15 protein-coding genes are annotated in these 23,888 nt (G+C 37.9%); 1 reads left to right on the top strand and 14 read right to left on the bottom strand.

The window, feature by feature from the left end; genetic code table 11:
• Positions 1–61: 61 nt before the first annotated feature.
• From CYTFE_RS29155 to CYTFE_RS0122635, 10 genes are all read right to left on the bottom strand, one after another.
• Positions 62–2,137: a tetratricopeptide repeat protein gene (locus CYTFE_RS29155; protein WP_027473694.1), complete on the bottom strand. Its 2,076-nt coding sequence runs from the start codon at positions 2,135–2,137 to the stop codon at positions 62–64.
• Between the two features lie 6 nt (positions 2,138–2,143).
• Positions 2,144–2,497, bottom strand: coding sequence for a dihydroneopterin aldolase (locus CYTFE_RS0122675; RefSeq protein ID WP_027473693.1), 354 nt, complete (start codon positions 2,495–2,497; stop codon positions 2,144–2,146).
• Between the two features lie 225 nt (positions 2,498–2,722).
• Positions 2,723–4,360 (bottom strand): sodium:solute symporter, encoded by a 1,638-nt coding sequence (locus CYTFE_RS0122670; RefSeq protein WP_027473692.1) that lies wholly within the window; start codon positions 4,358–4,360, stop codon positions 2,723–2,725.
• A 91-nt stretch (positions 4,361–4,451) separates the two neighbouring features.
• Positions 4,452–5,969 carry a cellulase family glycosylhydrolase gene (locus tag CYTFE_RS0122665; protein ID WP_052343380.1) on the bottom strand — a complete coding sequence of 506 codons (1,518 nt, stop codon included), beginning with the start codon at positions 5,967–5,969 and terminating at the stop codon, positions 4,452–4,454.
• Positions 5,970–6,109: 140 nt separating this feature from the next.
• Complete coding sequence (locus CYTFE_RS0122660) at positions 6,110–6,889, bottom strand: sialate O-acetylesterase (protein WP_235207929.1); 780 nt, start codon at positions 6,887–6,889, stop codon at positions 6,110–6,112.
• 69 nt (positions 6,890–6,958) lie between these two features.
• A complete protein-coding gene (locus CYTFE_RS0122655) occupies positions 6,959–7,972 on the bottom strand; it encodes a glycoside hydrolase family 130 protein (RefSeq protein ID WP_027473689.1) in 1,014 nt (337 codons plus the stop codon).
• A gap of 230 nt (positions 7,973–8,202) precedes the next feature.
• Positions 8,203–9,726 (bottom strand): hypothetical protein, encoded by a 1,524-nt coding sequence (locus CYTFE_RS0122650; RefSeq protein WP_027473688.1) that lies wholly within the window; start codon positions 9,724–9,726, stop codon positions 8,203–8,205.
• A gap of 195 nt (positions 9,727–9,921) precedes the next feature.
• Positions 9,922–10,815 (bottom strand): hypothetical protein, encoded by an 894-nt coding sequence (locus CYTFE_RS29150; RefSeq protein WP_152541628.1) that lies wholly within the window; start codon positions 10,813–10,815, stop codon positions 9,922–9,924.
• A 220-nt stretch (positions 10,816–11,035) separates the two neighbouring features.
• Complete coding sequence (locus tag CYTFE_RS0122640; protein WP_027473687.1) at positions 11,036–12,532, bottom strand: RagB/SusD family nutrient uptake outer membrane protein; 1,497 nt, start codon at positions 12,530–12,532, stop codon at positions 11,036–11,038.
• An 11-nt stretch (positions 12,533–12,543) separates the two neighbouring features.
• On the bottom strand, positions 12,544–15,630 hold the full coding sequence (locus tag CYTFE_RS0122635; protein WP_027473686.1) for a SusC/RagA family TonB-linked outer membrane protein: 3,087 nt from the start codon (positions 15,628–15,630) through the stop codon (positions 12,544–12,546).
• Between the two features lie 265 nt (positions 15,631–15,895).
• Here CYTFE_RS0122635 and CYTFE_RS0122630 point away from each other — a divergent pair, with 265 nt between their 5' ends.
• On the top strand, positions 15,896–16,756 hold the full coding sequence (locus tag CYTFE_RS0122630; protein ID WP_027473685.1) for an AraC family transcriptional regulator: 861 nt from the start codon (positions 15,896–15,898) through the stop codon (positions 16,754–16,756).
• Between the two features lie 117 nt (positions 16,757–16,873).
• On the opposite strand, the gene CYTFE_RS0122625 is transcribed toward CYTFE_RS0122630, so the two are convergent.
• The 4 genes from CYTFE_RS0122625 to CYTFE_RS0122600 form a co-directional block, all read right to left on the bottom strand.
• Entirely contained in the window at positions 16,874–18,157 is a 1,284-nt protein-coding gene (locus CYTFE_RS0122625) for a glycoside hydrolase 5 family protein (protein ID WP_162150103.1), read from the bottom strand.
• 106 nt (positions 18,158–18,263) lie between these two features.
• A complete protein-coding gene (locus CYTFE_RS0122620; protein WP_044211764.1) occupies positions 18,264–18,725 on the bottom strand; it encodes a GAF domain-containing protein in 462 nt (153 codons plus the stop codon).
• A 185-nt stretch (positions 18,726–18,910) separates the two neighbouring features.
• Entirely contained in the window at positions 18,911–19,408 is a 498-nt protein-coding gene (locus CYTFE_RS0122610; RefSeq protein WP_027473682.1) for an RNA polymerase sigma factor, read from the bottom strand.
• 288 nt (positions 19,409–19,696) lie between these two features.
• Entirely contained in the window at positions 19,697–23,689 is a 3,993-nt protein-coding gene (locus tag CYTFE_RS0122600; RefSeq protein WP_027473681.1) for a VPS10 domain-containing protein, read from the bottom strand.
• Between the last annotated feature and the right edge of the window lie 199 nt (positions 23,690–23,888).

Below are 23,888 nucleotides of genomic sequence, written 5' to 3'. Positions count from 1 at the left end.
GCCATAACAATAAAATACCATTCATTGCACAAAAACAACTCCACCCAATCAAATAATTATCCTATTGATTTATATTCTTCTTATCCACAGGAAAAATAACTTTCATGATCGTTCCATCCATCACTCGGCTTTGTACTTCTATACGTCCATTCATTTCTTTTACTAGACTATACGAGATAGACAAACCAAGTCCGGTTCCCTTTCCCAACTGCTTACTAGTGACAAAAGGGAGAAAAATATCGGTTTGTTTATCATGCGGAATGCCTGCTCCATTATCCCTGACTTTAATAAACACTTCGTTTGCTTCATAACCCGTTTCAATCACTATTTGCTTTTTAAAGTCAGGATTCTTTCGTTCTCGTTCATCCACAGCATCTCTGGCATTGGACAGCAGGTTATGAATCACCTGTTCCACTTTATGCGGGTTACCCATCAAATCGGGTACCTCATGACTTAATTGAAGCTGCAAATCTATATTGTGGTTCTGGTACTGACGCCGTATCATCGATATGGCAGCATTCACACATTCAGAAACCGAAAACCACTCGTACACTGTCTCCTTTTGTCCGCTGGAAAAAATACGTATATGATCTACTATTTCACGTACTCGGACAATATCTTCAAATATCTCACCAACCGACTTCTTTACAAAAGCATGATCGGGCGTTGTCTCCATTAGTTCAAACTGTATCCCTTCAGCAGACAGGGATATATTTTGAATGGGTTGATTGATTTCATGAGCAATACCTGCGGCCAATTCACCCAGAGAAGAAAGACTCGCCTGATGCACTATAATTTGCTGTTGTTCCTCTTGCTTTTTAAGCGCCTCCTTCACTTTTGTCTCCAGATTCTTATTTTCCTCGCGTTTCAAATAATAACGATAATAAATAACAAAGACCAGTATCAAAACCACGAGAATGGTAAAACCAAAAGAAAGCCGCCAGGCAGACAGGTTTTCTTTTTCTAACCTTAAACGATAATTTTCATTTCGTGCCTCCAGTACTTCATTCTCTCTTTTTTCTTTTTCAATATCATTTACCATCAAGGTTCTTATGTATTGATCTACATTCTGTGCTCTGGCTAACACACCCGAAGTATTAGAATACAAAACCTGATATTTATAGGCCAGTTTAAAATCCCCTTTTTTACTATAAATAATGGCTAACATTCTATAGTTATCCTGTTGAACATCCCGGCTACCAATCACCTTGGCCAGGGCAATACTCTTTTTATGAAGCAAGATAGCCTCTGGATGATCATTGAGTTTACTATAAATACGAGCCAGGTTAAGCAGCGAGATAGAAGCTCCCAAATGATCATTCATTTTTATTTGTAAATCCAAAGCCTGCCGATAAACATCTTTGGACTTATTTAACTGATCTTTACGATAATATACACCTGCCAAATTATTCGAAGCAGAGGCAATGCTCAATGTATCCCCCCTTTTCATATACTCATCATGTAACAAAGTATAATACCTCAATGCTTTATCATACGCTTCCTCATTAAACCATATATATCCAATACTCTCCCACAAGGCAGTCTTTTCCAGTTCATAGCCTTTCTTTTGCTCACCAATATAATCCAGCGCTTTCAAATAATTTTCCAATGCTATTTGGTAATCTCCCATACTCTTATGTACATCACCCATATTCTTATAGGTGGCTATAATTTTTTTTACATCATTTTCATTTAGATACAGGAGCAAGGAATTTTTGTAGTTATCCAAGGACTTCTGTGAATTGTCCAATCGATAAAATTTAGTAGCTAGATCTGTGATACCTCTCTGATCACCCAAAGAATCATAGGCCGTCAATGATCTTTTATAATACTCACGTAGATTATCGTAATCACTCAGGAAATAATACCCCATTCCCAAATTACCATAAGCCCTCGCTTTTCCAGGTAAGTCATTTAATGAATGAGCAATTTTGAGCGCCTGATTGGCGTATTTAATCGCTTTTTCGGCATCCGAAGAAATATAATAGGCTGAAAGCTGATTGTACACCTCCACCTTCTCGGGTAAAGAGGCATTTTTAAGTTTTCGATGAAGTTGATTAAGAACTGTTTCCTCGGCTTTTAACGGGGAAGCCAGTACCAATAAAAAAACAAATCCATATTTCAAAAAGCTCCTCATATCCCATTACCCATTAGTACCCGACAAGCTAAAAGACAATTCTCCGGAGAACTGAATCGACTTTACTTTTTTCACCTCAACCTCGGCCCTATCGACTCTTCCTTCCTCCAAAACAGTGTCCAAAATCATACGGGTAAAAGCCTCTATTAAATTAAAATGCCCTGACTCTGCCCGTCCCATAATCTCCTTCACCATGAGGTTTAAATCTATGGCATCCTTGGGATCGTCACTCCCCTCCTCTAACAAACTGTTATAACAAATAGAGATAGTCACCAGCAAGTCCTGCTGATAATCACGAATATGCGGCTCAAACCCCACATTACTACGAACCAATAAATTTTTTATTTTTAATGTTCCCATATGCCAATATTATTTCCCTTGTCATAAAAAAAATAAATGTAAGAATTTAAGCGAAATCACAACAGAAATAAGCATGATTATTATGCACAATTAGCCAAACATAAATATAAAATCGCAAATACATTAGAAAATCTAATTCGAAAGTCTAAAACATCTTTGGCACACTAAAATAAAAAAGAGGATACTACGAGCGCATCCTCTTTCCTAAATCGGAACATAAATTCACTATTTAAACATAAAATACATCACAAAACAGCATACAACCAAAATTACAGATAGTACCCTGAAATTTTTGTACCACACAACACCCTTTAGTTCCGCTGTTTCTTCATGCCATATTTTGACAGTCCAAGTATTTTGAGCCACTTTTTCGGCATCTGGTAGAACAGTCAACAAACTAACTATCACATTAACACTCATACTAAACATCATTACCACTGGAGCTATTAGTAAGAAATGATATGGAATATCAATACCCAACACATATTTTGAAATCATAAGAAATGCAGCAACTATTATCCCTGAAATCAATCCCCAAAGCGCACCATATTCATTAGAGCGTTTCCAAAACAACCCCAAAAAGAAAGTACCAACAATTGGGGGAGCCAAATAAGATACCACCTCCTGATAGTAAGACACTAAAGAATCAAATTTCGCGATAAAAGGAGCCCACATAATAGCAATAAGCAATACAACAATCGAAGTAATCCTTCCCACCTTTACCAACTTCTTACCATCAGCATTTTTATCCCATCGTTGATAAAAATCCATTGTAAACAAAGTAGACACGGAGCTCAGTGTAGCACTTAATGTAGATGTCAAAGCTGAAATCATAGCTGCCAGAATGAGTCCAATTAACCCTATAGGCAATAAATGAACAATCAATCTAGGATACACCTGATCGGTATTTATCCCAAACGTTGACTTCAATGTGCTTCCATCAATAATTTCAGCAGGAAGATTTTCAACACCAAACAAATGAATACCTCTCCCTATCAATCCGGGTAAGATAAAAATAAATAAAGTAAACAAATACAAGAAACCAACAAACAACACTCCTTTTCTACCATGATCTATAGACTTGGCAGATAACACACGCTGCACCATGACTTGGTTATTGGCCCAGAAGTAAAATCCCAGAATAGGAATACCTAACCACATACCTAACCAGGGAACTGTTGGATCATCAATGGGTCTGGTGAGCTTTAACCATACTCCATCGCCAAATTTATTATAAAGTTCTTCCCAGCCCCCTATTTCATTGAGTGCAAAAAAATAAAGAACACCTGAACCTATTATTAAAATAGTGGCTTGAATCATATCGGCATTGATGGCTGAAGACAATCCTCCAACAATGGTGTAACTACCAGCTACCAGAGCCATGATGACTATAATCCAAAACAAATCAACTTCAGGAAATATTAATTTAATGATTAAAGCGCCAGTATATAAGGTAGCAGCAGCATCCAAAAACACATTACCAAAAATAGTAATAAAAGAAAAATAATACCTCGACCGTTTATCAAAACGCTTCTCCAGAAACTCTGGCATTGTGAAAATTCCCGATTTAATATAAAAAGGTAAAAAGAATAGCGCAAAAAACACCATAACTAAAACAGATATCCAGTTATAATTAAAGACAGCTATTCCGGTAATAAACCCTTCTCCCGAATGCCCCATTAGGGTAGAACTTGAAACACTTGCCGCAAATAAAGACAGTCCCACCACCGGCCATGTCATATTCCTTCCTGCCAGAAAATAGGAAGTAGAATCGGAACTCTTCCCATTTTTTAAAGCCCACCATACTATACCCACCATAAAAAGCACCAGGATAGTAATATCTATTGTACTAATATTCATCATTATATAATATCATATAAAAAAAACAAAGCTCCTAAAAGCAATAGTGTAACAATTTTTCTAAAACAAAAATCAAAACAATTTACTTTACCAACTAATAATCCAGAGAGGTCAAAATAACAAAACTACTGGCAGGCATTGTCAACTCAATGGAATGTTTCGCATCTATTTTTTCCTCTACAGGAATTGGAAAACGATTGACATCAACTGCCCTATCTCCATCAAAATACAAGAATTTCTTAAGCTGTTTATGAGTTGGTATATTCAAAGAAATCGTATTGTCTACCCCCGAATTATTTACAATAGCAACAGTAATATCATCATTATAAACACCCGCAGTAAGCCTAAGGCCTTCTATTCCGGTAGAATCGGTTTTAACAACACTGCAACCACTAGGGAAATAACGACACAATAAAGACCAGCTATAAAACCAAGGACGCATATTTTCATCAGCTGGATTCTGACAGAGTTCGGTACCCAAGCTATTCCACATACCCCACCGTTTCAATTCATTTTTATTGCCCAGATCACCACATGTATGCATTGCATCATCCAATGCCCAAGCCGCAGCACCAGAATAACCGGCATTCATACTTTGAATAACAGCATCAGCCATATCTACACCATAACTAAATTTGAACACATCAAATTGACTATCCTCACAGGCGTAGAGATCACGGCTTGCTCTCTCTTGATTTTCAACCCCATTCCTACTAAAACCAAGCTCTCCAAAAATGATTTGCTTATTCGTATGTGCCATTAATTGAGCAATGTCTCCATGGTATTTTTTAAAGCCTCCACTTCTAACCAAATCGTATTCCGTATAGTCGTGCACTTCATAAATACCAACCATCTCATCCAGCTGTTTAGCTGTTTCCCTTACCCAGCCTGCTCCGCTATAAGTTGAATTTGGATTATCGTAACGCGTCACGGCATCTGGTCCGGCAACAGAAATATATTTATCCAAGCCTTTCTCTCTTAAAGCAGCCGTTAACATTCTCACGCCTTCAGCCCATTCCTCAAAATCACCTTTGGTACTTGCCCAATCACCATTGGGTTCATTTACCAGATTATAATACTTGATACAGGTATATCCTTTTTTTACAATCAGATAGTCAAGATATGCAACTATACTGCGAATCCACTTAGGATCGTTAGCGCCCTTAAATTTATCGCTATTACCTGCATCTAAATCATGCATTTTATAGGGCGTTCCCCACTCTCCAAACAAAACGGTAATATTATTTTTTTGAGCATAGGACAATATTTTCTCTACGGCTTTTACTTCAGGGGTATGAAAATCCAAAATAGGCTCACCATCTGAATCGAAACCGACCATATATCGCCAATTAGCCTGATCCAGCACTCTAAAAAGTTTAGGCTTCATATAATCCAACCTTTTAAAGTTCATCTCCCATTTCTCAGAAGTCATTAATTTACCCCACTCTCCATTCTCAGTATCACCATGTGGATATGCTGACCACTGAACCCCATTACCCATAAAATGAGTACTGATGAGTTCTTTGGTTTTAATTCTAATCTGCTCAGTATCATCCCGCTGACAAGACAATAACATAATTGTTCCAATGATAATCAATAATATATTCTTCATATGTCTATTTTTAACCAAACCATCATAAACCAGTACAAATTACAATCATTCAAGTACCTAATAATTTGCTCCACCCATGTGGATTCATGTGATGATCATTCTCTGCCAATTAATTATAGATAACACCCCATCCTATTCTTTTAATATCCCAGAATAGAAAGCATTTCCACCGCATATCTCCTCCCTAACTTTCTCACTCCAGCTGAATTAAAGTGCACGTTATCCTCTCTTACACTGCAACCGCTGGATGAAATAACAAATGCTGTTGGCACATAAAATGGCAAGGTATTAATAATATAATTCATACTAGAACACTTACCTCCCTGATCGGCATGAACCACCTCTCCTGCCAGCAATGGCACATCGTCGGCACTTAAAGACAGATCGTGCAGTAAATTTTCATAAACAGCCTTGACATACAAAGGCCAATTGGAATCTCGTTCATTGGTCTCGCCTTGATGCAACAATATTCCTTTAATCACACCAGTCCTCTGCGCTTTTTTAGCCATTTTGACCAAGCGCTCATATGGGTTTCCTCCATAGGCATTTATCTGATCTGCAAACCATTGCTCAGGGTAAGTATTTGTATATGCTTTGTACAAATCCTTATTAAACAAACGAATATCTGAGCCCCCGATGGCTACATTAATCACTCCCACAGTAATACTATCTGGAGTACAAGCCGCCATCGTTCTTCCAAAATAGTCAGCCGGAGAAAGACCTGCCCAACATTGGCTTAATGGAGGCACAGCTTGATACCACTGTCCAACTTTTCTCCCTTTCTCTGAACAATCCGTGGTGGCCATCATTTTAAACCGTGGCATCACAACTTTATCTTGGGCTTCAACAGTGGCTGAACCCTGCATATTAGATTGCCCCAGACACAAATAAATATGAAAATTTTGGTCTTGTGAAAACATATGAACGCTCAATAAAATTATCGAAATAAAAACTACTATTCTCTTTTTCATAATTCAGTTACATTCGTTTTATATTCCTTTTACAAATGCTAAAATATCAGAAACTTTACATGTGGCCAATCCAACGTATTTATCAGCGGCTCCATAATACACATATAAAGTATCGTCAACAATCACATTACCGGTTGGAAAAACACAGCCCTGATAAAACCCATTTGTTTCATATTCATACTCTGGTTCCATGATCCATTCGCTGGCACGAGCAATTACCTTTGTTGGATCATCTATATCCAATAAGGCTACTCCTACACGGTAAAAACCTTCTCCACCATTCTCAACTCCATGATAAAGAAGCAACCAACCATCATCTGTTTTTAGCGGTGGGGTACTACCTCCAATCTTTTCCTCCCATGTTCCATCTTTACCTGCCAACAACAATTTACTCGGTTCATTCCAGACCATTAAATCATCAGAAAACCGAATCCAAACAGCTGGCTTATCACATCCATATGCTTCACCCACCCATTGCTTCGGACGATGAAGCATGGCAAACTTACCATGAATCTTTTCCGGGAACAAGATAACATCTCTATCATCCAGATTTGTTTCAGTAATACGGCCCAAACGGCGCCAGTTTATAAAATCTTTGGTTACGGCTAAACCTGAGTTAGCAATATTTTCCTTGATTACCGCCGGAGAATACGCATTAGATTCCGGTAAAAGAATTACATCATGTGCAAATTTCCAATATTGGCCGGGATAATGGGGTCGATAGGCATAAGTCACATAAAATTCATCACCAAACTTCACAATTCTAGGATCTTCTACCCCACCTTGATCAGGACCATCAATACTTGGACCAAAAGCTGGCTCATCCGATACCCTTTCAAAATGCACACCATCGGTACTTATCGCAGTTCCCATTCTAATAAAATGTTGTTCATCATCACCCGCTGCCCGATATAGCATCGTGAATTTACCATTTTCGTACCATACCCCCGGATTACAGACCACTAAATTTTCCCAATAATTAGTAGCATGTGGTTTTAATATAGGGTTGTCTGGATGTTTTATTAATTTCATGCGTTTATAATTTTCAATTGTTGCATAAAACTCGCCAAAATTAGTCATGCTCCTGTGTGAGAAATACTCTATCGTGGCGCGTTTTAAATATTCTACTTCATTAATTTTTCAACGACCCAATAAAACTTACCTGAATACATAACATTTTTGTACAAGGTATTTCTCTTGATTCGTCTCATTTGATTATTTTCTTTTAATTCTTACCGACTTGCAGCTCTCTAAAAGCATACTTATTCCATATTGGTATATAGTATAAAAGATTCTCCTTTCAAGGTCATATCAAGTCCTTTTGAAAAATCAATTACCACGTTTTCCTCTACTGGGACAGCAAATCCATCGGCATCTACAACTCCAATAAACGCCTGTCCTTCTTCTACTTCATAACAGTATTTATTGAGAGTAACTTTGGGTAAAAAGTCCGACTTCAACTCTACTTCGTAATCGACATAGTGTGAATTCACAATGGCGATGGTATATTTTCCATCCTTTTCGCCCATCACGGCACGCACACCCTTTTTATTGGCAAATTCCACATTGTAAATGGTGGTACCAGCAGGAAAGTACCTACACAATAAGGAAACCGGATAAAAAAACGGACGTATCTCCTCATCTGCTGCATCCCCTACATGTTCTTCTCCTAGTATATTCCAGAATCCCCAACGTTTCATTTTATCCACATTATAATTGTTTCCATCGGGACTAACATACATCGCATCATCCATATCCCACACCAAGCCACCTGAAAAACCAGCTAACATCGACTGCATAATAGCATCAGCCATATCCGTACCATAAAATGACTCATAAATCATCATATTAGAATCATCTCCAGCATATGGATCATTTGCTATGGCTCTATCATTGGCTTCTTTTAGTTCATAATCAACCTCATCATATTTAAAACCAATCTCACTTAACACTATTTTCTTTTCATTTGGCACAACATCCCTATAAGCTTTGAGCATCTCTGTATAATCACCATTCCTCACAATCAACTGCTTGGGATAAACGTGAATATCATACAATCCAATCGATTCATCAAAATCATGATGAGCATTGGTTATCCAGTCTATTCCACTCACACTGTTAAAGATAGCAATATCAGGTCCCATCAGTTGAACCGCAGAAAGCCCGCTATACTTATCCATTTCAGCCAAATAAGCACTTTGGGCATTTTTCCATGCCGTATAATCACCTTTTGCACTGGACCATTCTCCATTGGGCTCATTAATGATATTCACTGTTTTAATACAGGAGTAACCTTTTTCATTTACCAAAAAATTTAAAAACTTAACTGATTGAGAAATCCAATCAAGATCTATATCCTGCAAGTTATTGTTGCTGTAGTGATGTCCCCACTCTCCGTATGCAATTTCTATATCACGGCTTTGTGCATAGTCTAACATCTTAAACAAAGAGCTAGAATTAGCCGTTTCATTATAAACACCCTCGCTGATATAAGACGATGCATTCACCATTATCCTTAGAAAAGGTGGACGCATAAAATCTATTCGCTGATAGAGCGTATTCCAATCTTCATCACTCAACGTTTCCGAACCTATCCAATCCTGTGTTGATTCATAGCCTCCCCACTGAGCTCCATTACCCACATAATCAGTGGATATTACTTCTGAAGTAATATTTATTACCCTATTCTTCATTACATTTTCTGGAACACCTCTATCTTCACTATCACAAGCAGAAACAGAAAGCACCAAAGAAAGTAATCCTATAAAAATTAAAACTTTTTTCATGTGTTTAAATTTATTTTTCAAAGGCCATATGGAACTCGCCAGAATTAATCATCCCCTGCTGTGAATAAAAGATCAGCGGAGTTAATTACACAATCATAGCGCGTTCCATCATTATCTTATTTTTATTAAAGTAAGCCTTAACTCTTTTTTTATAACTAACTTATTGAATATAGAACATCAAAACCTTACGTCTATTTACAATCTCATTAAAGTATAATACAACGCAGTACCAGCAATAAATTTATTTGAATGATCACCATAATAATTGTCCCAATTTATCTTATCAAGCTCTTGGGCACCTGTATTTAATGGAATTTTAAGAGTTGATTCATCCTCCTTCTGAAATATGCTAGTGGTATAAGATTTATCATCAACGGTAATGGTTATTGAATTATCTTTATTTAATACCCACTGCCCAGTTCCTACTGGCAACTGACCAAACAAGCTACTCCAATCAACCCCTGTTGATTCATAAACAAACGAAGCTACAGCCCCATCATCACCTGTTGTACGCTCATAGTCGCCGAACACTCTACCATCACTATCAGCACCTTTCACCTCGCCAAAAGTAATCACATCATCAAGTCCGGACGCTGATGCGGGCAATAAGGCAGCTACCTCATCCTCTCCTGCATTTCCCCAACCAAATCCATCATCCCACATAAAATAGAAACTCGAAATGGACCATGATCCTTCCAGTTCATTCACAAAAGGTTCAATAAAAACATCCCAAATAAGTGTTTCTCCTTTCTTTGAAGTCACCGTAATTGAAGCTTTATTTTCTGGATTATCAAAATCCAATTTTTCACCAACAGATGTATTTGCCGTGGCGTCATAAGACAAAGTAAGGTCTGTAATAGCAATTGCCGAAAGATCTAAATCAACTGCATTAACTGTAATATTTATTGTTGCTTCATCTGCTGTTCTTTTAATAACAGCCTCTCCAATCTGCTTATTTAAGTTGATACCTAAAATATTACGTTCATTATTCCAGTTACCCTCATTCACCTCATCCATCAAGTCTTTCTCACAAGAATGAAACAGCAAGGCTGTTATCAGAATTAGAATACTATATATTGTTGTTTTCATGCGTTTATAATTTTCATTTGTTGCATGAAACGCGCCGAAATTAATCATACTCTCGTGAGTGAATTCATTTCCATTGCTCGTTTCATGTATAAATTTTTCATCATTCACCCTAAACAATTTCCACCTAAAGGATCTAAACAGGTATTAAAACATATATCCTACCAACAAAACGCAAACTCGTTTTGCTACTTTTACACTTTGACACCTATCGCTGAAACCATTATCTGGCATTAGGATTTAAGTCTAGTTCCCTTAACGGAATTGGATAAAATGCAGCATCATCTTCCGTTACACCAGCCACCTTAGCTGCTGTAATAGTAGATGTTACCGAAGCCGTCCTTCTTAAATCATACAAACGATGACCTTCAAATGCTAATTCCCAACTCCTCTCCTGTAGTACAGCTTTTCTAAAATCCTCCGTGCTCATTCCTGTTGTTACCGGATCAACACCTGCACGAGCACGCACTCTATTCAACCAAGCTTCTCCCTCAGCAGTTGGACCTACAGCTTCAGCATACGTCAATGCGATATCTGTAAAACGGATCATTAAGGGCCTACAGCTGGATCTATTACCATTAAAAAAAGGATCTAAATATTTTTTACTGAAAAACCCTGGCACATTTCCATCCTCCACACTTCCAATTACATTACCATCCTTATCATAAATTGTATCATCCATCAAAGCTGTCATACGCTTATCTCCAGAATCAAATGTCGACCTAAAGTCGTCAGTGATACGATATACTTCCCAGCCATTCTGGGCAGGTTCCAGCACACCATCTGCATTTGTTACATAATATGAGACACCAGGACCCCAAGGCAACCACATTAATTGTGATGAACCAAACTCCTCGGTATTATCACCTGTTCTATCCATACTAATAATCCATATATGCTCAGGACCATCAGGTTTTTCTACATTATAAATATCACTTAGCTCTTCGTCAAAAGCATATTCTGCTTGGTCATTTAGCACCTTTGCCGACCACAACGCGGCTTCATTATACATGGCATTAACATCTTTAGCCATATCACGATAGCCGGCTGCACCATTATCCATACCAGAAGCAATGTTCAAATACACCTTTGCCAATATCGCCCAGGTGGCTACTTTATCAAAACGTCCAACCTTTCTGCCAATTTGCAAATAAGATTCAGCCAAGGTTAAGTCTTCAAGAATAAAATCATACACCTCATCCAAATCTTCTGCCAACACGGGATTCGTCTGCCCCTCTGTAACCACTAATTGTTTTAACATAGGAACCCGTCCAAAAACACGAACTAGGCTAAAATAACTCCAAGCTCTAATGGTATAAGCTTCACCAAGGATACGCTCTTTATCTTCTTGGTTAAAACTTTCATCTTTCACATTTTCGATAACACCATTGGCTCTATTTATGGCGATATAACAATACTGAAAAAAATCAGACAGGGTGCCATTGGTATTGTTTACCTTCCAAGAATTCAACTCCTGTACACCATTTCCTTCCCCCACCTTTACTGTCATCGTTTCAGAAGGCAAGTCGCCCGTATCAATAATCCCTCTATTATATCCCTGATAGTTGAATGCACGATAAGCGTACAGCAGTGCAGCATCAGCATCTTCTACTGTTTTATAAAAGTTATCATCAGAGTAAAAACCATAAGGCTCCTCCGACAAATCACAAGAACTCAAGGCCACTATTATTGTAAATAGATATATAATTTTATTTTTCATTGTTCTTCAGATTAAAAAGTTACATTTAAACCCAGTGTTACATTTCTAGTACGAGGATAACCGCCCCAATATATTCCATCCAAACCTACTTCAGGATCATACCCAGTGAAGTCACTAAATGTAAACGTATACAAGTTTGTCGCATTCAAATAAAGTCTCGCTTTCGATATAAACGATATATCATCCACATTAAAACGATATCCAACGGTCATATTTTGAATACGTACAAAAGAACCATCCTCAATAAACCAATCACTTAATCTTAAATCTCTTATACTTTTCAATTTCGGATAATCATTTGTTGGATGATCCATGGTCCATCTTAAAGGCATGATATTCGCCTGATCTAATTTTCCGGGATAAAATATATCATTACCAAAAACTCCATTGAAGAAAAGCGAGATGTCAAAGTTTTTATAGGTAAAATCCAGACCTAAACTTGCAATAAAATCAGGATTAGGATCACCTATAATTGTTCTATCCTCCTCATCAAACACCCCATCTTCATTAATATCTACATATTTAAATTCTCCGGGCAAAGCCATATCGCCCGTTAATCCAGCAGCAAGTCCTTCCTCCTCACTCTGGATGATTCCGTTGGTTTTATACCCATAAAATACATTCAACGGCTCGCCAACAGCATAAATATTTGCAGTAGCCATTCCAAAAGTATCAAAGCCTTCGCCCTGAAACTCATACTCCATACCTGTATTAGAGTCCTTTAGCAGCCCCATGGCAGCACTATTCCCAAGATCCTGAACTTCATTTCGATTGACAGATAACATCAAATTAGAAGTAAGACTTACATCTTTTCCACTAATGATATTACCTTCGAGTGATACCTCAACACCTTTATTCAATATTGTTCCATCATTCACCCATATTCGACTATAACTTGAGGACAAAGGCAAGAACTTTTGACGCAATAGATCGTTGGTTTCCTTACTATACAAATCGACCGTTGCCCTAAGTCTTCGCTGAAAGAATGCCATATCTAACCCAAAGTTTAACTGAGTAGTAGACTCCCACTTTAAATCCTTATTAGGAATACCTGACCAATAATTATAACGATAATCTGGCCCATACTGTCCACTAATATAGCCTGGCCCAATAACCGTTTTCCATTGTCCTTGGTCATAATAGTTTTCAATACCATATCTACTCAATGTTTGATAAGCTGAAATACCTTGATTTCCGGAAACTCCATAGCTCAAACGAGCTTTTAATTCCTGAAATACGCCTAAACTCTGAATAAAAGGTTCTTCATGTGCTTTCCAGCTAATAGCTGCCGAAGGGAAATATCCCCATTTATTATTCTCACCAAACTTCGAAGATCCGTCTGCACGCACAGTTCCTGTAAATAAATATTTATTTTTAAAACTATAGTTTACCCGACTATAAAAAGACAATAGTTGGGTTTTGATCTTATCATTTGATAACTCATTAGATTCAGGATCACCTGCACTCATATTTTCATTGAGAAGGGCTTCATTAACAAACCCTTTTGCTTTTAATTGCGACGATCTACTTACGTAATTTTTATACGAATGCCCAGCCATCACATCTAACTTATGCACTCCAAAATCGTTTTTATAGGTAGCAAATGTCTCCGATAAAATATCTTCCGACTGCCAGTTATCAATATAGGCTACCCCATCAAAATAATTACCTTCCCATGTATAATCTTTGGGGTAGTATTTATCGGCAATTGTAGAGCCATATTTATAGTTCAACTGCGTTTTAATATTCAAGTGATCACTCAATGTAAAATCAAACAAATAAGATGATATAACATCTAGTCCTTTGGTGGTATTCAACACATTATCGGTATAAGCCAATGGATGGTCAAAATCCTGCGAAGAAGTTCTCCAATAATCTCCACTCTCATCATATACAGGCCATAAAGGGTTTCTCCAATAGGCTAAACCGTCATTTTTATCACGCTTATTTTTAGACAAGATGTTAGATGATACCACCTTTAACCAATCATTAAATTGGTGAGAAACACCAAGGTTTATTATCATTTTTTCATAATCATCTTTTATATACACACCTTGTTCTGATAAGTAGTTGGCACTAATATTAAAAGATGTCGTTTCATTGGCGCCACGTAAGGAGACCGTGGAATTATGAGAGATAGGATGATTCCTAAAAACAACATCTCCCCAATCGGTATTATAGGGCCAAGCACCACTCGATATCTCAGACAACGAAGGATAATAAACCTGGTCAATAGATTGCCCTGTATAATATGGCACCATCCCATCATTCACACTCCTCTCATTACTCAACTGAGCCATCAACAGAGGATCTTCCCATTGAATTAGATTTGAAGTAAAATCCTTGACCGAAGTTTGATGGTTGACTTCGATGGTTGCTTTTCCGGCTTTTGCTTTCTTTGTGGTAATCATGATTACACCATTGGCTCCTCGAGAACCGTATATAGCAGAGGCGGAAGCATCTTTCATTACTTCAATAGATGCTATGTCTGAAGGATTAATCTGTTTTAAATTTCCTGCACTACCCAATGGAAACCCATCAACAACAACCAAAGGATCATTGCTTCCGCTAAAGGAGCTGGCACCTCTTATTCTAATGGTAGAACTAGCACCTGGTTCTTGTGACGAATTAATAACTTGCATCCCAGCTACACGTCCTTGCAATACCCCATCAATGGAGTTCGCAGGAATAGATTGCAACTTCTCAGTCTTAACACTAGCCACCGAACCTGTTAAATCACTTTTTTTAACAGACCCATACCCCACAACCAACACTTCATCCAAACCAAGCAATTCCTCTTCTAAAACAACATCAATGATGTTTTGCTGACCAACAACAATCTCCTGTGTCACCATACCAATTGATGAGTAAACAACAATTGCATTCTCCGAAGAAACCTCCAGCTCATATAATCCATTAATATCTGTTATGGTTCCTCTTGTTGTACCTTTTTCATATACATTGACACCAGGAAGAGTTGCCCCCAAAAAATCTTTAACTTCTCCTTTGATCCTCAGTTGTCCTTTTGCAACAAAGGAAAGCGAACACATGGAGAAAATAAAGAACAAAACTCTAAATTTATTTGTCCAACATTTCATAGAAATAACTGTTTACGTTAACTAACCTATTTAATTAATAATTTGATGATTAATCACAAAACAAAAATAGATCGTTTATATTTGTTAAAATATGTTTTTCATGTTAAAATATGATGATATTATGAATAAATTTACAACATAAAAGCAATATATCTACACAACATCCACCTTTACACCTTATTTATAAGCACTTAAAAAATATATGTATGCAATGATATTATGAAATTTTAATTACATTTGTAAAAAATATCATAAGACCATTAAGATGAACGGAAGAATAATAAGAGAAATAGCCCCTTTATCAGAAGATGATTTCTTTGTAATCATGAACCATCAGAATGCAAAATTTGACTTCCCGGTTCATTTTCATCCTGAATACGAGATAAATTTGGTACTAAATGCGAAAGGGAAAAGAATCATTGGCGACTCCATCATGGAGTTCTCTTCACCAGATTTAGTAATGATTGGCCCCAACACCCCTCATGCATGGACAGGTAACTCTCCCAATGCACAAGTGATCACCTTGCAATTTCACTCCAACTTTCCCAGTGATAATTTTCTCACAAAAAAACTATCCTTACCCATCAAAGATTTACTTGAACAGTCGAAAATGGGTATTTTATTTGGCCAACAAATTACCGAAGAAATGATAGGTCGCATTACTAAACTATCTAACCAACATGGATTTGACTCTGTTTTAGACATGCTTTCACTCTTATACGACCTAGCTACTTCACGAAACAAAACCAACCTTTCATCTTCGGCTTATGTAAAAAAGTTCGACACAACAAAAAGCCGGAGAATCAACATGGTAAACAACTACCTCACCAAAAACATACATAACACCATCAAAATAAATGAGGTAGCAGAATTGGTTAACATGTCACCTTCAGCCTTTAGTCATTTTTTTAAAAAACGAACACAAAGATCTTTTACAGAATACCTTACAGAAATGAGAATTGGAATAGCAGCACGAATGCTCATCGATTCCGATAGAAACATATCCGAAATTTGCTATGAATGTGGCTTCAGCAACATCTCCAACTTTAATCGTTCTTTCAAATCTCAAAAAGGATGCACTCCCAGCGAATTCAGATCACAACAAAAACTCGTTACAATTCATTAATGATGCATTAGAACTAGGTCATAAGAATCAAAAAGAACCAATCAACACCCCTCTAAAATAAGACTTAGCATCGCTTGGATAAATTAGAACAAACGGTACAAACCACTGTCTTTTTAATTACTTAACCTTTGTCATATTTTCTTTGACCACCTCCAGGGTACTAACATCCGAATCATAAACGCCATACCATCCTTGTAACTCATGTGGTGGATCTCCAATAAAATCATCACCTAGGCTCCAGTACTCTCCAGGTTGTAGAGGTCTACCCTCACCAGCATACGACCAAAAATTAACTCCCTGAACAGCTCCCTCTGATTCTACATTAGAAACAAACTTATTATAAATATACCAATAGTATCGATTTCGCTCCTCCACCGAAGCCTCCACCTCATATGAAAAATCATCACGAGCCATACCATATTCTTCTAGCACAAGTGGCTTATTCATTTTTTTTGCTATTGCAACATGATCATTCCAATACCTATCTACTTTTTTTACCATAGCATCATAAGCTGATTTTCCCTGACCAGGCGTATACCAATTCCAATTTTGAACCCAAATATGTAAAGTGATATAATCAATATTTTTATATGCATTATCAATATCAGCACGCAAGCCCTCCTTCGCGAAGGGCGTATTCCCTTCCGAACCTAAAGAAACCAAATGATTCCCATCCATACTTTTTATAAGATCCGAAGTTTGCTGAATCCATTTAGAAAACGCCTCTAAATCATCATAACCTCTTGGCTCATTTGCCAATTGCCAGGCCATAATGGTTGGATCATCTTTATAGAATTCTCCCGTAATCGAATTACGACGAGTAAGCACTCGTTTTACATGGTTTCTATACCATAACAAACATTTATCATTGGTCAAAAAATCTTTGGTATAATTTCCATACTCCCACCAATCATGCTCTTTCATTTGCGGATAAGGAATTTCACCATGCTCTGCCCATTTTAAATATTGAGAAAAACCACCACTCCACGACCAAAAATTACTAAGCACCATGACTGCTTTCATGTTCCTTTTGCCCATTTCAGCCAGTAAAAAATCAAGCCCTTCCCATAAATTTTCATCATACACACCAGGCGCCACTTGCAAGGCAGGCTTCATACAAAACAACGAATTACTATCGGCCTCACAAGAAGCCATTACACGCAAATTCGTAATCCCAAAAGACTTTAATTGATCTAATTCTCTTTTTAGTTGATCTCTATTCCCATATTTACTAGAACCCAAATGCATTCCTTGCCAATAATTGGTTCCTGCAAATACATACGGCCTACCTCCGTCCACAAAACGCCCATTTTCCACCCTTACAAACGACACTCCAGATCCTTTACTTCCACAAGCCACCATAACAATACCAACACATATAGATAGCATCAAATTTCGCATATTCATATTTTTTATTTATGATTATCTCATCTACAAAAATGCTAATATTCTACGAACCAACCTTTGCCAATAATACCAATAGATAATACTTTATTGAAAGTAAAGCCTACTTATAAATCAACTCAAGCAGTAGCTCAAGACCAGCTTGGTCGTCCTGATCAAATTGCGCCAAATCACGACTATCAATATCTAACACGCCTACCACTCGTCCCTCTTTCATAAGAGGCACCACTATCTCAGATTTTGTCAGCGAGCTACAGGCAATATGCCCCGGAAAACACTCAACATCATCCACCAAAATAGTTTTTTGGGTATTGATACCCGCCCAACAAACCCCCACATCTTTTCGGAGTCGCAAACAAGCCACGGGTCCCTGATAAGGCCCTACCAACAACTCACCATCTTGCAGTAAGTAAAACCCTGTCCAAAAAAAACCTTTCATCTTATGATGCAATAATGCAACCATGGTAGACATTCTTGATAAAGGATTATCAACAGGAGCAGTTAACTCTTCAACTTGTGCATAAAGCCTTTTATACTTGGCCAATTTTGACGATTCTTTTGTCATATCGATATACTGTAAAAACTTAAATAACTTACAAAACTCTCTTCTACAAATCCTATCCTTAAACCTCCAAATACATTAAAAAATTCTATCATCAGGGTTAAAAAGACAACCTCTTATAAAAAAAATGCAAGATAAACACTAAAGTTCATCTTGCACAATATTTAAAAAACTATGTCGCTATTATTTTAATCTTCCAGCATGCTTTGTAATTTTTTTCTTGTAAAGAAAATCCTACTCTTCACCGTACCAATGGGTAACTCTAACTTCTCTGCTATTTCCTTGTATTTATACCCGGAAGTATGCATGGTAAAAGGAATCTTAAACTCATCCTCCAGCTTTTCTATACTTTGATTCATCTCATTCACCGACTGTACCATTTCTGGCGTTTCAGAAGCATAATTACCTTTAAATGCAACCCTGTAGGCATCCTCTGCCGATTCGAAAGTATTTCTTGTTTTTTGTATTCTACGATAGTTGTTAATAAAAGTGTTTTTCATGATAGTAAACACCCATGCCTTAAAATTTGTATTAGATACAAATTGCTTTCTATATGTAAGCGCCTTTAATGTTGTTTCTTGTAACAAATCATTGGCATCCTCCTCGTTTGCGGTTAAACTAAGCGCAAAATATCTAAGCTTTTCCTGTAAGCTCAGTAAGCTTTCGTTGAATTGCATTGCTGTCATGGTATAATATTTTTGGCTTGTTCGTTACTGTTTCTCTCACTAATTGTTTAACAAATATAGGTCATCTATAAACGATACCAAAGGATTTTAAACTCTTTTATTATTTTATTTTTAATCATTCTAAATAGCACCTTTTATAAGATGCTGTTTTTCAGAATAGTTAAAACATATCGCCGACAGAATCTAAATTACCAATAATTTCTTTAGCAATAAACTTTTTATGCAAGTTTAAACAAAAAAAAATCGCCACCTCAAGCTGACTCTTGATTATTAGTCCATTAGCCATCTTTAACGCAAGCTTAGCTTTTTTGTAACCTGCCTATTACCCACTTCTATCTTTACCAGATAAAATCCCGACAACAATTTTGGCAAATACAACTCCTCTTCAAGCACCTCTGCTCCTTTAAAATAGGAGCTCTTCAGTAACTGCTGCCCCGAGGCATTATATATACTCACCTGCACAGTTCCAACATAAGCATCCCTCAGCCGAATATTAAAGTGATCCCCGTCTACTGGATTCGGGAATAGCGTTACCTCAAAGTCATCGGAAACATTTTCTTCAACAGCAGCTATTTGCCCTTGAATACGAAGGTTATCAATAATCCATCCCCAGCCATTTTCAAACGGATCAGAATGTAGCTTAAAACGTATTAATATGGTATCCGTCGCCGCAAAGTTATCCAGTAGATTAATAGTATGTTCTGTAAACGCAGCTACCGTAGGCGTACTTGCATAATCATCACCACCTTGATTCCACACATCATTATAGGAAAAGTCATATCCTGGAGCTAAGGCTTTCCATTCTAGGCCATCCTTACTGCCTTCTACAGCTACATAATCATAAAATCCCTCATCCATATAGGTAGCATCTGCCGCACCCGTTTCTACGTATGCAATATCAATATATTTAATAAATGCCAAATCCTCATCTCCCGAAACAATGATTGGATGCTTCAGCGTGTAAGTCAAATCCATATTTTCAGGATAAGGGTGGGGAGATTGAATGGCATTACTACTAAAGCTACCCCTACTAATTGAGAAGTAACTACCCACAAAATCATCTAAACCATCGTCTTCATCAAACTTATTTGTATAAGCAACAAGCGCTTGACTAACCGCAGTCAGTTCGAGGTGGCGTACGTTTGAACTGTATTTCATACCATTTAGATAACCATAAATATGCCATTTTTCAGAGATTCCCTCGGCACTAGGAATGGTCAACACCCGATCTTCTGCCTTCACTGTTCGATACGTACGCACCAATCCTTTGTCGTTATACAACTCAAAAGAATCCAATGCCACATCAAAAATTGTATGTAACACATAATTACCCGAAGGATTTATACCCGCATTATGAATAAAAGGATGCTTTATATCATTACTCAAGGGCTCCATTTTAACACTCCACACACCCAATCCATGAGTACCCATAATCACCTCATCACCAACTATTTTCATATCCCAAATAGAAACTGCAGGAAGGCCATTATTGGCATAGGTCCACGTTACTCCATCATCCTCACTTATAAATAGCCCTATTTCAGTACCTGCCCAAAGGGTTTGGCTATCAAATGGCATTACCAACAGAGTATTGACAGCCACATTCGGAAAATCATTACTACTGCTTGCTCTGGGATTATTTAAACCAAAGCCCGTTATATCTTCCCATGTAACACCTAAATCTGTTGTTCGTACAATTTTAGGTCTATTGGCCAATGAAAAGACCAGATAAGCCGTCTCCCGATCAAGCGGGTGAGTTACAATATCAGTGATAGCCCCCATGTTAGCAAAAGGCTCTATGTCTTCAAAAGATTCACCACCATCCATTGAAACATGCACCCTTCCTATCTCATACCCAGCCAAAGCATTCACCCGTACACCTGCCCAAACAATATCAGGATCAGCCTCACTAATAGCCACCTTAGGAGACGAGTTAGAAGTAAACCCCCAGTAAGTACCCATTTGAATATTCTTCCAACTATCGCCAAAGTCACTTGACTTCCACAGCCCTGATTTTCCACCCACAAACAGTAAATCTGGATCGGCCAGACAACTGGCAATACTCGTAATAAATGGTGCTGATCCATCATCCCCATTGTCACCTATCATCTTATAGGTATCAATCCAATTAAATCCACCATCCACACTCTTTTGCAACAGGTTATTGTAATAACTCCCCATCAGCTGAGTGGTCTTGCGCGGATGCCAGACCACATCAAAACCATCACCTCCAAGAACATCCTCCCATTCACTCAAACCATTTGGGTTCACAGACGAAAGCGCAGAACCATTGTCTTGTAAGCCACCAAAATATTGATATCGCTTGGGGTGCCTAGTAACTCCATAAAACTGAGAAGTAACATAACCTTTTGATTTATGAGCCCAATGATCACCTCCATCACTAGAATAAAATACGCCCCCATCATTACCTACAACAATTGAAAAAGGATCACCAACCTCTTCCAAGATAGTGATATTATGCTGGTCAGCGTGGACATAGTCACTGGCAGACTTAAAAGCCGACCATTTACTTATACGACTAGCCTCTAATTCCCTATTCTTCAGCTCATAGGAACGAATTCGGAGATCCCCTTCGGGCAGACCGGACGTCGCCCAAACAACACCTTCTATCAGCTTGGGATAAAGAGCTACCATGGTTTCATAAGCACCACCATTGGATACCACAGATTCATTCGCAGCCTCCTCAGCATAAGGCACATCATGAATCAATATAAACTCATAACCACCCTCATATATATCAAAGCTCCCATTTTCATTACCATCCACATAAGAAACATGCAGCTGTACTCCCGTTGACAAATCTACAACCCGAAAAGGAACATCATTATATCCCGCATAGGTCAGGCTACCCAAATCATCCGCAACATTCCTATTAAAGTCCGGCTCCGAGGGCTTCTTCACCAGGCGATGTGCCTTTTGCACTTTATCAGGTCCAAACTGAATCTGAATTTCACTTAATTGATTCTGAAAACCTTCTAATATTTCCACCCCTCCATTGGAGTAACGCCCTCCAAAATACTCAAAACCCAACCATGAAGTCATGTTATTTTCAACAGAAAAAGCCTGTCTTCCTGAGGATGCTATTTCATTTCCCAACTGAAAACGATACAAATCAATCCCTCCAATAAAACCTTTCGTCGCATCCGTTGGGTCAATGGCAATAACATTATTATACCATCCCTGACTACCTAAAAACTCAGTGACTGTGCCATTTTCGACAGACTTGCCCCATTCCGTACCTCCATCCTGAGAATAATAAAAATTAGAGTTGACATCCATCGCATACAAAACATCCGGATCATTCGCAGCAACAGCAATCTCTATCCTTTCCGGTACCAAAGATGACATATCATATACTAAAAACCAATGATCGCCACCATCCTCACTCTTATATATTCCTTTATTATTTCGAGTAACCCATAAAACAGCATCATTAAAAGGATGAATAAGAATCCTTTGATATCTATCTCCCCGATCCAAGCCACTATCTTCCCAGCTGGCCCCGCCATCATCCGACTTAAAAACACCCTGATTGGTGGCAACCCATAATCTATTCTCATCTATGTGTGACACCACAAGACTGTTTACATAATAAAACAAATTATTTCCCGAAGTAGATTCGATCACTGACCATGTATTTCCCTTATCTGTACTCTTAAAAATACCATCTCCTCTAACAGCATCCACATTGTAATACCCCTCTCCGGTCCCAGCATAAATAACATTGGTATTAGAAGGGGCTATCGCTAAGCACACAGTGGCTAAGTTAGGGATATCCGGCGATATGATATCCCAGGACACTCCTCCATCCTCTGTTTTCCATATACCACCAGAAACCGCACCGGCAAACCATGTCATCTTTGTAGGGTCATCCGGATCCACCACAACACAACGGGTTCTCCCTCCTATATTTCCTGGTCCGCGCTGAATCCAAGGGAGCTTTTCCGATGACGACTTCAATGATTGTCTGCGAAGCATAGCCGACTCCAGGGCCTTCATTTTATAGCCTTCTTGATAAGCACTCTGACCATCCAGAGATACCAAAGACCTGAGATAATTAATGTAATGATCGGGTTTGTCGGGTTTCGCATACCCTCTCTTTCTGCGTTCAATCTTCCTGTTAACCTGACGTTCTAAAATAACTAAAGAAGAAGTCGGCTTTAACTTCGACACCGAATAAAATTCTTCCCGGAACAAAAAATAATTCAATCCAATTCCTATGAAAACAAGTGCACTGAAAAAAAATAGATATTTTTTCATAAATCAAGTTAAAAAATACAACATTTCACCACAACCCACCTAATTCAACAATCTACATATAGCCATAATCCTCCATTAACACCTATCACACAGAAACCGGACTACAATACAAAATAAAAGTATAAAAAATTAATGAGCCATCACCTATTGTAAAATAAAATAAGATAGATATAGTTCAATCTAATGATTCGAACAATTT

Origin of the sequence: Saccharicrinis fermentans DSM 9555 = JCM 21142, from assembly GCF_000517085.1 — a bacterium.
Lineage (GTDB): Bacteria > Bacteroidota > Bacteroidia > Bacteroidales > Marinilabiliaceae > Saccharicrinis > Saccharicrinis fermentans.
This window is presented reverse-complemented; position numbering and strand designations above follow the sequence as displayed.

Coding starts and splice junctions, on each gene's coding strand:
- CYTFE_RS29155 (WP_027473694.1), bottom strand. CDS start 2,137: ATGAGGAGCTTTTTGAAATATGGATTTGTTTTTTTATTGGTACTGGCT.
- CYTFE_RS0122675 (WP_027473693.1), bottom strand. CDS start 2,497: ATGGGAACATTAAAAATAAAAAATTTATTGGTTCGTAGTAATGTGGGG.
- CYTFE_RS0122670 (WP_027473692.1), bottom strand. CDS start 4,360: ATGATGAATATTAGTACAATAGATATTACTATCCTGGTGCTTTTTATG.
- CYTFE_RS0122665 (WP_052343380.1), bottom strand. CDS start 5,969: ATGAAGAATATATTATTGATTATCATTGGAACAATTATGTTATTGTCT.
- CYTFE_RS0122660 (WP_235207929.1), bottom strand. CDS start 6,889: ATGTTTTCACAAGACCAAAATTTTCATATTTATTTGTGTCTGGGGCAA.
- CYTFE_RS0122655 (WP_027473689.1), bottom strand. CDS start 7,972: ATGAAATTAATAAAACATCCAGACAACCCTATATTAAAACCACATGCT.
- CYTFE_RS0122650 (WP_027473688.1), bottom strand. CDS start 9,726: ATGAAAAAAGTTTTAATTTTTATAGGATTACTTTCTTTGGTGCTTTCT.
- CYTFE_RS29150 (WP_152541628.1), bottom strand. CDS start 10,815: ATGAAAACAACAATATATAGTATTCTAATTCTGATAACAGCCTTGCTG.
- CYTFE_RS0122640 (WP_027473687.1), bottom strand. CDS start 12,532: ATGAAAAATAAAATTATATATCTATTTACAATAATAGTGGCCTTGAGT.
- CYTFE_RS0122635 (WP_027473686.1), bottom strand. CDS start 15,630: ATGAAATGTTGGACAAATAAATTTAGAGTTTTGTTCTTTATTTTCTCC.
- CYTFE_RS0122630 (WP_027473685.1), top strand. CDS start 15,896: ATGAACGGAAGAATAATAAGAGAAATAGCCCCTTTATCAGAAGATGAT.
- CYTFE_RS0122625 (WP_162150103.1), bottom strand. CDS start 18,157: ATGCGAAATTTGATGCTATCTATATGTGTTGGTATTGTTATGGTGGCT.
- CYTFE_RS0122620 (WP_044211764.1), bottom strand. CDS start 18,725: ATGACAAAAGAATCGTCAAAATTGGCCAAGTATAAAAGGCTTTATGCA.
- CYTFE_RS0122610 (WP_027473682.1), bottom strand. CDS start 19,408: ATGACAGCAATGCAATTCAACGAAAGCTTACTGAGCTTACAGGAAAAG.
- CYTFE_RS0122600 (WP_027473681.1), bottom strand. CDS start 23,689: ATGAAAAAATATCTATTTTTTTTCAGTGCACTTGTTTTCATAGGAATT.